General features: G+C 45.0%; 8 protein-coding genes, 2 tRNA genes and 3 rRNA genes. 3 read left to right on the forward strand and 10 right to left on the reverse strand.

Annotated elements, in window-relative coordinates:
* Position 1: 1 nt before the first annotated feature.
* The 4 genes from CWD77_RS12785 to CWD77_RS12800 form a co-directional block, all read right to left on the reverse strand.
* Positions 2-766, reverse strand: coding sequence for an SDR family NAD(P)-dependent oxidoreductase (locus CWD77_RS12785; RefSeq protein WP_101073977.1), 765 nt, complete (start codon positions 764-766; stop codon positions 2-4).
* A 38-nt stretch (positions 767-804) separates the two neighbouring features.
* Positions 805-1,797 carry a universal stress protein gene (locus tag CWD77_RS12790; protein WP_101073978.1) on the reverse strand — a complete coding sequence of 331 codons (993 nt, stop codon included), beginning with the start codon at positions 1,795-1,797 and terminating at the stop codon, positions 805-807.
* A gap of 144 nt (positions 1,798-1,941) precedes the next feature.
* Complete coding sequence (locus CWD77_RS12795) at positions 1,942-3,000, reverse strand: DUF368 domain-containing protein (protein WP_101074019.1); 1,059 nt, start codon at positions 2,998-3,000, stop codon at positions 1,942-1,944.
* 102 nt (positions 3,001-3,102) lie between these two features.
* Complete coding sequence (locus tag CWD77_RS12800) at positions 3,103-4,341, reverse strand: spinster family MFS transporter (protein ID WP_101074020.1); 1,239 nt, start codon at positions 4,339-4,341, stop codon at positions 3,103-3,105.
* A 170-nt stretch (positions 4,342-4,511) separates the two neighbouring features.
* Between CWD77_RS12800 and nth the strand changes: the two genes are divergently transcribed.
* Together nth and amrB are read left to right on the forward strand one after the other, a co-directional pair.
* A complete protein-coding gene (gene nth, locus CWD77_RS12805; protein ID WP_101073979.1) occupies positions 4,512-5,195 on the forward strand; it encodes an endonuclease III in 684 nt (227 codons plus the stop codon).
* Position 5,196: 1 nt separating this feature from the next.
* The gene (amrB, locus tag CWD77_RS12810) at positions 5,197-6,435 is read left to right on the forward strand and encodes an AmmeMemoRadiSam system protein B (RefSeq protein ID WP_101073980.1); all 1,239 of its coding nucleotides are present in this window, start codon (positions 5,197-5,199) and stop codon (positions 6,433-6,435) included.
* Here amrB and CWD77_RS12815 read toward each other — a convergent pair whose 3' ends face one another.
* On the reverse strand, positions 6,436-7,164 hold the full coding sequence (locus CWD77_RS12815; RefSeq protein WP_101073981.1) for a polyprenol monophosphomannose synthase: 729 nt from the start codon (positions 7,162-7,164) through the stop codon (positions 6,436-6,438).
* Positions 7,165-7,300: 136 nt separating this feature from the next.
* On the opposite strand from CWD77_RS12815, the gene tgt reads away from it, so the two are divergent.
* On the forward strand, positions 7,301-8,428 hold the full coding sequence (gene tgt / locus CWD77_RS12820; protein ID WP_101073982.1) for a tRNA guanosine(34) transglycosylase Tgt: 1,128 nt from the start codon (positions 7,301-7,303) through the stop codon (positions 8,426-8,428).
* Between the two features lie 79 nt (positions 8,429-8,507).
* On the opposite strand, the gene rrf is transcribed toward tgt, so the two are convergent.
* The 5 genes from rrf to CWD77_RS12845 form a co-directional block, all read right to left on the reverse strand.
* Positions 8,508-8,616 (reverse strand): 5S ribosomal RNA (gene rrf, locus CWD77_RS12825).
* A 113-nt stretch (positions 8,617-8,729) separates the two neighbouring features.
* A 23S ribosomal RNA gene (locus tag CWD77_RS12830) occupies positions 8,730-11,624 on the reverse strand.
* A gap of 295 nt (positions 11,625-11,919) precedes the next feature.
* Positions 11,920-11,993 (reverse strand) — tRNA-Ala (locus tag CWD77_RS12835).
* 15 nt (positions 11,994-12,008) lie between these two features.
* A tRNA-Ile gene (locus tag CWD77_RS12840) sits at positions 12,009-12,082 on the reverse strand.
* Positions 12,083-12,170: 88 nt separating this feature from the next.
* A 16S ribosomal RNA gene (locus tag CWD77_RS12845) occupies positions 12,171-13,707 on the reverse strand.
* The 16S, 23S and 5S rRNA genes sit together here with 2 tRNA genes alongside, the layout of an rRNA operon.
* Between the last annotated feature and the right edge of the window lie 16 nt (positions 13,708-13,723).

Raw genomic sequence — 13,723 nt, forward strand, 5'->3', positions numbered from 1 at the left:
ATTATGTGGTCAAACCGCCATCAATAACGTACTGTGCACCCGTTATAAATTTACTCTCGTCTGACGCTAAGAAAAGTGCTAAATCTGCGATTTCTTCATTTTTTGCATATCGGCCTAAAGGTATCATCTGCTCAAAACCTTTTTTCGCTTCTTCTCCTCCACCGGGCGCAAACCCTTCTTCCAAAGATCGCATCATTCGGTTATCCACAGGTGACGGATGGATAGTATTTACCCTGATTTTATCTGCGGCACCTTCTAATGCTCCTACTTTCATCGCACCAATCGTTGCATGTTTACTGGTTACGTATGCACTCACGTTAGGTGTACCCTGCAAGCCTGCAACAGACGATGTGATCATTATACTTCCACCACCGTTTTTCTTCATGTGAGGAAAGGCATGTTTCATACCCAGCCAAACTCCCTTCACATTTACGTTCATTACCTGATCAAAGGTCTCTTCGGGGTAGTCAGTAATCGGTTTTACAACCCCTTCCACACCTGCATTCAGAAATACAACGTCGATTTTCCCGAAAAGCTCTATAGCTTTTTCAGTGTATTTTTTCACATCACTGCTATTTGAAACATCCGCTGCAATGTAGTGAACCTTCTCATTTTTAAGTTTCGAAGCCGCTTCTTTCAATGCATTTTCTTTCAGATCAACCAGAAGAATGCCGGTTGCTCCTTCGTCCAGCATTTTTTTTGCTGTAGCCAATCCAATGCCACCGGCTCCGCCGGTGATTATTACACTCTTGTTTTTCAACCTCATTTTATCCTCCCTGGATAAACCTTGATGTTTATTTGTGTTTAAGCCTCCTCAAAATCTTTTTCATCCGGTCTTACTGTAAGTACCGGCTTTGATACATACTGAGCCACTTTTTCTGCCGTAGATCCCAAAATAAGATGAGCAAAACCACTGTAACCATGAGTTGCCATGATCACAAGGTCTGCCGACTCAGAAGCGTAGTTCTCTATTTCGTAATGTGCTGATACTCCCTTTTCAATTTTAGTAAACAGCGGAATTGTACGGCTTTGATCTCCATCGGTAATCACAACCTCATCCTCAAATGTAACGCCGGTTCTCTGTACATGAATGTTGTCAATTTTACGCTTAGTAAGAAAGTTGTTTAACCGTTCAATGATCGCTTCATAAATTGAAATCGTTTCACCTTTCGCGGGCGTTCGTGGAATATCCTCCGAAATGCTTCCGTAAAGCTCAATAACGTGAAAAAGGGTCAGGCGAGCTCCAAATGAATCTGCCAGCGCTGCAGCCATTGGAAAGGATGCCAGCGACAATTCAGATGTGTCTGTAGTGACCATAATATTTTTCACCTCATCCGCATTAAACCGATCGCCAACGGAGAAAACAGGTATTTTGGATCTCCGGATAACACGCTCTGTGACACTTCCCCGGAGCATTTTTGTTTGATGTGCACCTTTTGCCCCAATTAAAATCAAGTCATAATTATTTTTAGAAGCATGTTCAATAATCGTCTCAGAAGGTCTACGATCAATTTTAACAACAGCATCTCCCTTGTTTTTATCTGCAATGTAACTGTTCATTGCTTTCTTGATATTCTGTTCGGCCTCCTCAATTACACGGGGATATATATCTTTATTCATATCAAGAGGCACACCTAACCGCTTAATACTCTCGTTTACATATTTGAGAGTTGGAACTACATGAATAAAGTCAATTTGTCCTCCAAATCTGTCCGCAATTTTCTGAGCTACTGCGTAAGCGCCCTCTGCTCCCTTTGAAAAGTCTGTTGGTACCAGAATCTTTTTGAATGTAATCATGATCGTAATCTGCTTTTAATATTAGTATTAAAAAATCTATTTACGGTGATACTTCTGACGCTATATTCAATAAATTTCCCCACACTTAAATTTTCAAGTTTCTAGCTTCTTAAGCAAGAAATATTTTATGTATCTGAAAATATTTCAATGATTTGGAGACCTTTTACGAAGGAATGCAATTCCAATTATCAATAAGAATCCTAAACCCATTCCAACCACTCCTTCCGTGCGGTTTACTTCTCGATCTGATTCAGTTAATTCATTTGTCGGAAAGTAAGGTTTACTCGATATTAGTTTCCTTGAAACGGTTTCTACTTCAATCATCATTTCACCATCTTCCGCTTCTACCTGGTCACCGAGTCGTTGAAATTCTGGCTGATTGGGAACTCCTTCACGATCTTTCAACTCACGTACCAGGCTGCTATCTAAAGATACAATTTCCGTACTTCTCACAACCTCTTCAAAGTCCCGATCTTGATACGGCCATATCACGTAGAGTGAACCAATCAGGAAACCAATTAAAATAAGAAGAGTCACAGCGTAATAGCGGTTAAGCAACCACGAAAGTACTCTTGAGAATAGGATCAATCCTGTAACAGCACCAATTACAAAGGGTAGAATGTTTATCAGTGCCTGACCAGTTTCTGCTGAGCCGATTGCCCCTAACTGACTCAGTACGTAATCATATTTTCTAAAAATCAATAAAATGTAGGACCCTGAGATGCCGGGTAAAATCATAGCACATATCGCTACGGCACCACTGATAAAAACATACCAAAAGGTCTCCGGTGTTTCGGCCGGAACCAATGTTACAACCCAAAATCCAATTGCAGATCCAAGGAGCAATGGAAGCAGTGCCTTGGCATTCCGATGCGTTTTATCCAATTCCGCAATAAGCAGGAATACAGATCCCAATATCAAGCCAAAAAACAGGCCGTAAACAAGCTCAGGATGTGTAAACATGTATACCTGAAGTGGAACAATCCTCGTAAAAAAGATGATTGCAAGCAGAATGCCTGTAAATAGCAAAAGCAAAAATTTCCAGTGAAAGTATTCAAACAGCTTATTGAATCGAAGAGTAAAGAGATGCTTTGCCGTCTTACTGTCAACACTTTTTATCGCGTAAATCAAGCGATGGTAAATACCGGTAATCAGGGCCATTGTACCCCCGCTAACACCCGGTACAATATCAGCTGATCCCATTAAAAAACCTTTTATAATAAGATACGGGGACTCTTTCCAGTCTGTACGATCTCGATTTTCTGCTTTCTTATTACTCAATTCGTTAATCCTTAAAATTTACATTTAATCAATCATCGTTTCTTCAAACGCGTCGCTCTCATAATATTTCATTGCCATAAGTAATGAAAGAGTCGCACCTATAGATGAAATTGTAATCATCGTCATGATAGCGTGAGAAACTGAATATTGGCCTGAAAATACAAAATCCATCAACCAACCTGTTAATGGCGGACCTACACCAAATCCGGCTATGCTAATTACAAAAAGATATAATCCTGCCGCCAGAGCTCTCTGTTTACCCGGCACAAAGTATTGAATAATGGCAGCAGCCACTCCATTGTAGGAGGATGCAAACAGGACACCGATACCCATCATCAAAAACGCGATTTCCGGAGTTGATGCATATAATCCCCAAGCATAAAATGGCACGCCCCCCAAAGCTGCAAAAACTCCCATCAAAAATCGGCGTTTCGGCTCTTTAATTGCCAGCCTGTCTGCCGTTCTACCCGAAAGAATAACCATCAAACCAACACCAAACATAAACCACCCGTAGTGCGAAATGAGATCCGGCCGCTGATGAACATCATTAAATACATTACCCACAAAAGCTAAAATGGTATAACCCATCGATGCTAAAAAGGAAAATCCAATCAAGTGATACCGAACCGCTTTTTTGGAGAGAATAGACTTTAAATCTGCTATGATGTTCTCTTGTTGATTACTCCGTTTTCTGCTTCTTTTCGGTTCTTTTACTAAAAACCAGACTAATGGAGCCAAAATAAGGCCCGGAATTCCAACTATAATCATCGCTGTTCTCCAGTCGTACTGCATTGAAACAGTACCACCCACCAAAAATGAAAGGCCAACACCGATAAAAATTCCACTGGCATAAATTGAAAAAACGGTAGCACGCTTTTCAGGAGAAAATGAATCTGCCAGGTAGGAATATACTGCAGGGCTTAGCATAGCCTGACTTAGACCTACAAATATCCGAGCGGTGATTAAAAAGATGAATGAAGCTGCAAATCCACTGATTACCGTCATCAGGCTCCAAACAAAAAGCCCTATACAGATCATCAATTTTCGTGATGATCGATCCGCAATACGGCCCATCGGAATACCGGAAAGTGCATATACAAAAGAAAATGCCGGACCATACAACAATCCAATTTGCAGGTTATTCAGCACTAACGCATCCCTGATTTGAGTTCCCAGAACCGCAACAATTTGTCGGTCCACAAAACTCAGAACATAAATAAGAGTAAATAGCAGTAAAGTACCGTAAGCGGCGTACTTTTTCATTCCGGTCAATCTGTTATAAGTGAGGTGCAAGTTTACGGATTCGTGAACCGAATATGAAGCGATAAACTTTATCAACCAGCTTAAACGATATCGAATAAAATTTTATTTAAGCAGTGACATTCATAAGTTTTACACTCTTGTAATCCTATTACCACAAACAGAGGTTAACGGTGGCCAAACTCCCAAAGAAGACAAAAAAACAAAAAGAGCGCGCAGAGCAAATTCTGAATGATTTATATGAACACTATCCCAACCCGGTTTGTGAATTAGATCATAGAAATCCCTTTGAACTGTTAATTGCCACAATTCTGAGCGCTCAGTGTACGGATGTAAGAGTAAACAAAGTGACTCCGGCTTTATTTAAAGCCTATCCAACACCTGACTTGATGGCTGAAGCACCCCTTGAGGAACTGGAAGAGTTGGTTCGTACAACGGGATTCTATCGTAATAAAGCAAAATCTTTAAAAGAGGCTTCTAAAACCATCGTTGAAGAGTTTGACGGAGAGGTGCCTGATACCATGAAAGATCTTTTAAAACTTCGGGGAGCCGCAAGGAAAACAGCCAATGTAGTTTTAGGAAATGCATTTAATAAAAATGTTGGTGTCGTTGTGGATACTCATGTCAAAAGACTATCCAATCGTTTTGGTCTGACTAAGGAGAAAAAGAATACCAACAAAATTGAAAAAGATCTGATGGCCCTTTTTCCTCAGGAACATTGGACCAATATTTCCCACTTAATGATTCACCACGGTAGAAATGCGTGTAAGGCAAGGATATCCGAACCCCCTGACCACCCCATTTGCATTAAATATGGGAAAAAATGTGAATGCTGGAAAATGAGAGGACAGAAATAAAATGAATGATACACTCCTATTTGATTCATTAACCTCACCTATACCGGGAATTCGGAGAGATATTAACATCATACCCATTAAAGATGATGGTCGTGATCTACTCTATTTTCACGATGTAATGGGATATGCTTCGCCTAATTTTGCTCTCGACAACCAAATTCAAACAATCCTATCATTGATCAACGATCGAACATCCATTCAGGAAATATCTAAACTTTCCAATGGAAATGTTTCTACGGATGAGCTATTGGAATTCATTCAAATGCTCGATCAAAATCGAATATTAGATACTAAACACTTCAAGCTTTTTTCAAACAAAATTGAGAAACAGTTTGAGAATAAATCGGTGCGTAAACCGGCTTTATCAGGGCAAAGTTATCCCGCTGAAACAGAAGAGTTAAATGAATACTTAGAATCGATTTTTAAAAACAGTTCAACCGTTCATAACGGAAGTCCTAAAGCCCTTTATGCGCCTCATATTGATCTTCGGGTTGGTCTGAATCAGTACTCAGAAGCTTTTTCAGTGCTGAATAGTGTAAAACCAAAACGAGTGGTTATCCTGGCAACAAGCCACTACTCGGGTTATTTTCCCAAAGTCTACCAGGAAACTCCATTTATAGGTTCAGGTAAGGATTTTGAACTCCCTCACCGAACTTTCAAAACGGATCAAACTTATCTTGAGCAGTTGGATAATATCGATTCTGCTGATAGTGGTTTTACAATGGCTGACAGAGCTCACAGAATAGAGCACAGTATTGAAATCCATCTGTTGCTTGCTTCCCATATTTGGCAACACAATTTTGAAATTGTTCCTATCCTTGTTGGTTCCTTAGATGAGCTTTTGTACCACAACTCCGGTGATCTTGCCGGGAAAGTTCAAAATTTCACTCAAACCCTGAACTCGTTAGATGATGATGATACTTTTTATCTGATATCCGGTGATTTGTCTCATGTAGGTAAAAAGTTTGGGGATCAGACCGGAGCCAATCTCATGAAAAAAGAGATCCAATCGATAGATCAGAATTTTATGAATGCATCTGTTAACGCTGATTCATCTCAAATTCTGGATAATCTCAGTTCTCATTACGATTCATCCAGAATATGTGGATTTCCGCCACTGTATACTTTTTTGAATGCTTTTACTGATCTGAAGGGAAAGAAAATTAATTACAATTGGTGGGATGAGGATCATACGGAAAGTGCCGTCTCATTTGGCTCAGTTCTTTATCATAAAATATGATTAAAGCTTACCAATCAAGCTCCTGAATTTTAAACTCCAGACTCTCCATATCGCCTCACGAACTATAGATTTAGACATCTTTGACACACCCTCTTCTCTTTCTTTAAAGATAATGGAGACCTCTTTCAGACGGAAACCTGCTTTCCAGGCTCTGAAATGTATCTCAATCTGAAAAGCGTAACCGTTGGAACGAATTTCATTCAGATCTATGGATTCCAAGACCTTGTGATGGATACATTTAAAACCTGCAGTGGTGTCTTTAACAGGGATACCCGTTATAATTCTGGCATATAAGTTGGCGCAGTATGAGAGAATTAAACGTCTTAACGGCCAGTTAACAATACTTATACCATTACTGTATCTGGAGCCGATTGCCAAATCCGCTGATCCATTTTCAACAACCTCTATTAGTCGTGGCAGATCATTAGGGTCATGAGAAAAATCAGCATCCATCTCACAGATGTATTTATAGTCATGATTTAATGCGTACTCAAAACCTCTTACATATGCAGTACCTAACCCTTGTTTTCCCTTTCTTTCAATCAGATTCACCCTCTCAGGAAATTCCTTCATTTTATTTTTAATCAAGTCAGCTGTTCCATCAGGTGATCCGTCATCAACAAAGAGAATATCGATTTCCGGCTCTAAATCCATCACCACGTCAACAATTCTTGAGACGTTGTTGGATTCATCATATGTGGGAATTATTACTACAGACTTTGATTTCATTTCAACGGTTTAATTCAAATGGCATTACACACCTTACATATTAACAGCTGTTATTGTAGTGTAACGATCCTTATTTTAAAACTTCTTGAACAGGCAGAAAATACTGCCTAATGAATACAAATAATAAATTATTTCATTGTTTACTCTACAGAAAACTTCGTCTAAGACTAAAGCCCGCCTTGGCAAGTTAACAACAGACCACGGTACCATAGAAACCCCAATATTTATGCCGGTTGGCACATTGGGAACTGTTAAGGCTGTAAACCAGGATGATCTGTCCGAAAAAATAAAAGCTCAAATAATACTGGGTAATACATATCATCTTTATTTACGACCAGGCAATAAAATTATACAAGACGCCGGCGGTTTACACAAATTCATTGGATGGGATAAACCTATTTTAACAGATTCCGGTGGGTATCAAATATTTTCTTTAGCCGAAATTCGTAATCTAAAAGAGAAGGGGGCTACATTTCAAAGTCACATTGACGGATCCAAGCATCTTTTTACACCAGAAAATGTAGTAGGAACACAGCGCATCCTTGGTTCAGATATTTTGATGATACTGGATGAATGCCCTCCTTATCCGGCTGAATTTGATTATGTGAAAAATTCTATGGAATTGACTCATCGATGGGCAAAACGTGGTAGGGAAGAGTTTTTAAAGACTGATCCACTATATGGCCATAAACAATTCCAATTTGGAATTGTACAGGGTGGGGTGCATAAAGACTTGAGAAAGGAATCCTCTGAATATATGGCCTCTCTTGATTTTGAGGGTCTTGCCATTGGCGGACTCAGTGTGGGTGAACCTACTGATTTAATGTATGAGATTTCTGATTTCAATACCGATTACCTTCCGGAAAATAAACCAAGATATTTAATGGGTGTGGGTACACCGGCAAATTTACTACAGAACGTAGCCTTTGGCATAGATATGTTTGACTGCGTAATGCCCACAAGAAATGCCCGTAATGGCATGATTTTTACGAGAAACGGAAAGATAAATGTCAGAAATGCAAAATGGAAACATCATCATAAGCCACTTGATCCTGATTTTCCGTCAGAATTATGTCAACGATACAACATGAGTTATATCCATCATTTGATAAGGTCAAACGAAATACTTGGTTTGCAACTTACATCCAAGCATAACCTGACCTTTTATCTTTGGTTAATGGAACGAATCAGGGAGCAAATTAAAAATGATACATACCATGAATGGTATTCAGGTATGATGCAGACCGTTGACCAGAAAATATAAACCATTTCATGGGTTGGGGTTGGTGGGGGAATAAAAAAAGCCCCTGAGCGCGGAGCGCTGAGGGGCTTGAAGTATAAAGATGAGGCGACGACCTACTCTACCGCGTATGCAGTACCATCGGCGCTGCGGAGCTTAACGGCCGTGTTCGGGATGGGAACGGGTGGGACCTCCGCGCTATAATCACCACATCAAAACTTGTATGGAATTTCTTATGACGTTGTTGGGGTAAGATGAGAGCATAAACGGGTAACCCAATCGGTTACCTCATGCCTGCCGGCTGCAGTGTTTGTGCAAACCATGCAAGGCAAAGACTGAAGAGTACTTAGTACGGCTCGGCTAAACACATTGCTGTGCGTACACCTGCCGCCTATCAACCTGGTCGTCTTCCAGGACTCTTTGGGGAATTCTTATCTTGGAGTGTGCTTCGCGCTTAGATGCATTCAGCGGCTTATCACATGCGCACATAGCTACCCTGCGATGCAACTGACGTCACAACAGGTACACTAGCGGTGCGTCCACTCCGGTCCTCTCGTACTAGGAGCAGCTCTCCTCAAAATTCCTACGCCCACAGCAGATAGGGACCGAACTGTCTCACGACGTTCTGAACCCAGCTCGCGTACCGCTTTAATTGGCGAACAGCCAAACCCTTGGGACCTTCTCCAGCCCCAGGATGCGATGAGCCGACATCGAGGTGCCAAACCTCCCCGTCGATATGAACTCTTGGGGGAGATAAGCCTGTTATCCCCGGAGTACCTTTTATCCTTTGAGCGATGGCCCTTCCATGCGGTGCCACCGGATCACTAAACCCAACTTTCGTTCCTGCTCGGCCTGTATGCCTTACAGTCAAGCACCCTTATGCTTTTACACTCTGCGCATGATTGCCAACCATGCTGAGGGTACCTTTGGGAGCCTCCGTTACTGTTTAGGAGGCGACCGCCCCAGTCAAACTACCCACCATACAATGTCTCCGCCTTAGGCGGATTAGAATCCAGCAACTTCAAGGGCGGTATTTCAAGGGCGACTCCACAGACGCTGGCGCGCCCGCTTCACCGTCTCCCGCCTATCCTGCACATGCAGTTGCCGAAGCCAATGTAAAGTTGTAGTAAAGGTTCACGGGGTCTTTCCGTCCCGCTGCGGGTAATCGGCGTCATCACCGATACCACAATTTCACCGAGCTCGTGGCCGAGACAGTGTTCAAGTCGTTACACCATTCGTGCAGGTCGGAACTTACCCGACAAGGAATTTCGCTACCTTAGGACCGTTATAGTTACGGCCGCCGTTTACCGGGGCTTCAGTCAAGAGCTTCGCCGAAGCTAACTCCCTTCTTTAACCTTCCGGCACCGGGCAGGTGTCAGTCCCTATACGTCGCCTTGCGGCTTAGCAGAGACATGTGTTTTTGGTAAACAGTCGCTTGAACCTTTTCACTGCGCCCCCTTGCGCTAACAAGGGGGGATCCTTCTCCCGAAGTTACGGATCGAATTTGCCTAGTTCCTTAGCCACGATTCTCTCGAGCACCTGAGGATTCTCTCCTCACCCACCTGTGTCGGTTTAAGGTACGAGCAACTCACAACAAACAACGACGCTTTTCTTGGCAGCCAGATTACCTTCACTATCCGTTTGGCCGAAGCCTCCCGGTACTGTCGGGTTTCAGCCACGTGGGGTGCGGATTTACCTGCACCCCGGCCTACACCCTTCAACCCCGATGTTCGTCACGGGGCGGAAGTGTCACTTCTGCGTCACGCCTTTGCCTTGCGTTGGAGTCGGTACCGGAATATTGAACCGGTTTTCCATCGGCTTCGCCTTTCGGCTACACCTTAGGTCTCGACTAACCCTGATCCGATTAGCGTTGATCAGGAACCCTTGGGTTTTCGGTGGACGGGTTTCTCACCCGTCTTATCGTTACTCATGCCTACAGTTTCGCTTCCAGAAGCTCCACCCGTCCTCACAGACCGGCTTCTGCGCCGCTGGAATGCTCCCCTACCACTCTACATGGTAGAATCCATAGTTTCGGTAACCAGCTTATGCCCGCAAATTATCGACGCCGGATCGCTCGACCAGTGAGCTATTACGCACTCTTTTAAGGAATGGCTGCTTCTAAGCCAACCTCCTGGTTGTCTGGGCAATCCAACTTTCTTTATTCAACTTAGCTGGTATTTTGGGACCTTAACTGATGGTCTGGGTTGTTTCCCTCTCGCGACAGGACGTTATCACCCTGCCACTGACTGCCTGCCAACACTACATGGCATTCGGAGTTTGTCTAGGTTTGGTACCCGGTGAAGGGCCCTAGCCTAATCAGTGCTCTACCTCCATGTAGCTACACGGCAGACGCTATACCTAAATATATTTCGGGGAGTACGAGCTATTTCCGAGTTTGATTGGCCTTTCACCCCTATCCACAATTCATCCGATGGCTTTTCAACGCCAGGCGGTTCGGGCCTCCACCAGGTGTTACCCCAGCTTCACCCTGACCATGGATAGATCACTCGGTTTCGCGTCTGCCCCGCCGTACTGCTCGCCCTTATCAGACTCGCTTTCGCTTCGGCTTCTCCGCTGAGCGGATTAACCTCGCACGACAGGCGCAACTCGTAGGCTCATTATACAAAAGGCACGCCGTCATCCGTCTAAGACGGACTCCGACCGCTTGTAAGCGCACGGTTTCAGGTACTATTTCACTCGCCTTCTCGGCGTTCTTTTCACCTTTCCCTCACGGTACTAGTCCACTATCGGTCATACAGACGTATTTAGCCTTGGCGGATGGTGCCGCCAGATTCATGCAGGATTTCTCCGGTCCCGCACTACTCAGGATCCTTACCAACGAACGTTAGCTTCACTTACAGGCCTATCACCTTCTTTGGGGCTGCTTTCCAGACAGCTTCAATTCACCTCTATTCGTCTTATGGTAAGTCCTACAACCCCACAGGATGCAAGCATCCTGTGGTTTGGGCTGATTCCCGTTCGCTCGCCACTACTTGGGAAATCACAATTGTTTTCTCTTCCTAAGGGTACTTAGATGTTTCAGTTCCCCTCGTAAGCCCTCCTCGAAAGGAGTATCCCGATAAATCGGGATGGGTTGCCCCATTCGGACATCCGCGGATCAACGCTTCTTTGCAGCTCCCCGCAGCTTTTCGCAGCTTGGCACGTCCTTCATCGCCTCTGTATGCCTAGGCATCCACCGTACGCTCTTTTCTACTTTTTCCTTGCATGGCTTGCACAATCACTGCGCAAACCACACATCACATGAGCTCGATTTTGTTACCTCGTTTGATACTTTAAATCTTAAAGAATCTTTACTCACCGGCTCCCCCCGCATCACTGCGAGAACAGCCAGTATTTTCATCTTACCTCAATACGTCAAAGAACTCTCCTCCCCTAAACATCCGGGAAGAAGCCAGAAGAACCGCAGGGACTCGAACCCCCTGGCAACCCGCCCTGACTACTCAGAACCGCCGCCGGCCTTATTACTACAATAAAAAAATCAAAAAAACCATCCGTGGAGCTACGGGGATTCGAACCCCGGACCCCCTGCTTGCAAAGCAGGTGCTCTAGCCAGCTGAGCTATAGCCCCTCCTGGTGCGAACAGTGGGCTTGGCAGGAGTTGAACCTGCGACCTCACGCTTATCAGGCGTGCGCTCTAACCACCTGAGCTACAAGCCCATTCGGCAGACAGCGCCGCCTGCCCTTCTGCCCCGGAAGGCATCAAAATATAGACAGATTATTGGCAAGCCCCGGAAAAAACTTATTCCTAGGAGGTGATCCAGCCGCACCTTCCGGTACGGCTACCTTGTTACGACTTAGCGCCAGTTACCAGGCTTACCCTAGGCAGCTGCCCCCCCGAAGGGTTAGCACGCCGACATCAGGTACTCCTGACTTCCATCGCTTGACGGGCGGTGTGTACAAGGCCCGGGAACGTATTCACCGCGTCATTGCTGATACGCGATTACTAGCGATTCCACCTTCATGGAGTCGAGTTGCAGACTCCAATCCGAACTGGGAATGGCTTTTGAGATCTGCAGCCCATCGCTGGGTAGCTTCCCTCTGTACCATCCATTGTAGCACGTGTGCAGCCCCGGACATAAGGGCCATGATGACTTGACGTCGTCCCCACCTTCCTCACTACTTGCGTAGGCAGTCTGGCTAGAGTCCCCACCATTACGTGCTGGTAACTAACCACAGGGGTTGCGCTCGTTGCGCCACTTAAGGCAACACCTCACGGCACGAGCTGACGACAGCCATGCAGCACCTTCCATGATGCCCCGAAGGGAAGGTCCGTTTCGGGACCGGTCATCGTGGATTTAGCCCGGGTAAGGTTCTTCGCGTTGCATCGAATTAAGCCACATGCTCCACCGCTTGTGCGGGCCCCCGTCAATTCCTTTGAGTTTCATTCTTGCGAACGTACTCCCCAGGTGGTATGCTTACTGCGTTAACTGCGTCACTGAACCCGAAAGCCCAACAACTAGCATACATCGTTTACAGCGTGGACTACCAGGGTATCTAATCCTGTTCGCTCCCCACGCTCTCGTGCCTCAGCGTCAATACTGACCCAGCCGGCCGCCTTCGCCACTGGTGTTCTTCGTAATATCTATGCATTTCACCGCTACACTACGAATTCCACCGACCTCTGTCAGATTCAAGACACCCAGTATCCATGGCCATTTTACCGTTAAGCGGCAAGATTTCACCCCAGACTTAGGCGCCAGCCTACGCACCCTTTACACCCAATGATTCCGGACAACGCTTGCACCCTCCGTATTACCGCGGCTGCTGGCACGGAGTTAGCCGGTGCTGATTCAATTGGTACCGTCAATACAGATCGAAACCCGTACATTCTTCCCAAACAAAAGCCGTTTACAACCCATAGGGCCGTCTTCCGGCACGCGGCGTGGCTGCGTCAGGGTTTCCCCCATTGCGCAAGATTCCTCACTGCTGCCTCCCGTAGGAGTCTGGACCGTGTCTCAGTTCCAGTGTGGGGGATCATCCTCTCAGACCCCCTAGCCATCATCGCCTTGGTAGGCTTTTACCCTACCAACTAGCTAATGGCACGCAGACCCATCTATAACCGCCCGAAGGCTTTAACAACTGTGACCATGCGGCCCCGCTGCATTATGCGGTATTAGCACACCTTTCGGTGTGTTATCCCCCTGTTATAGGCAGGTTGTCTACGCGTTACTCACCCGTGCGCCAGTCTCCGGAAAGAGCAAGCTCCTTCCTTCTCCTGCGACTTGCATGTGTTAGGCCCGCCGCCAGCGTTCGTCCTGAGCCAGGATCAAACTCTCCATTGTAATACAAATATTACAC

It is taken from the genome of Rhodohalobacter barkolensis, assembly GCF_002834295.1.
Lineage (GTDB): Bacteria > Bacteroidota > Rhodothermia > Balneolales > Balneolaceae > Rhodohalobacter > Rhodohalobacter barkolensis.

What these genes read in the sequence shown, in the direction of transcription:
- CWD77_RS12785 (WP_101073977.1), bottom strand. Translation starts at nt 766, where the DNA reads ATGAGGTTGAAAAACAAGAGTGTAATAATCACCGGCGGAGCCGGTGGC.
- CWD77_RS12790 (WP_101073978.1), bottom strand. Translation starts at nt 1,797, where the DNA reads ATGATTACATTCAAAAAGATTCTGGTACCAACAGACTTTTCAAAGGGA.
- CWD77_RS12795 (WP_101074019.1), bottom strand. Translation starts at nt 3,000, where the DNA reads ATGGGATCAGCTGATATTGTACCGGGTGTTAGCGGGGGTACAATGGCC.
- CWD77_RS12800 (WP_101074020.1), bottom strand. Translation starts at nt 4,341, where the DNA reads ATGAAAAAGTACGCCGCTTACGGTACTTTACTGCTATTTACTCTTATT.
- amrB (WP_101073980.1), top strand. Translation starts at nt 5,197, where the DNA reads ATGAATGATACACTCCTATTTGATTCATTAACCTCACCTATACCGGGA.
- CWD77_RS12815 (WP_101073981.1), bottom strand. Translation starts at nt 7,164, where the DNA reads ATGAAATCAAAGTCTGTAGTAATAATTCCCACATATGATGAATCCAAC.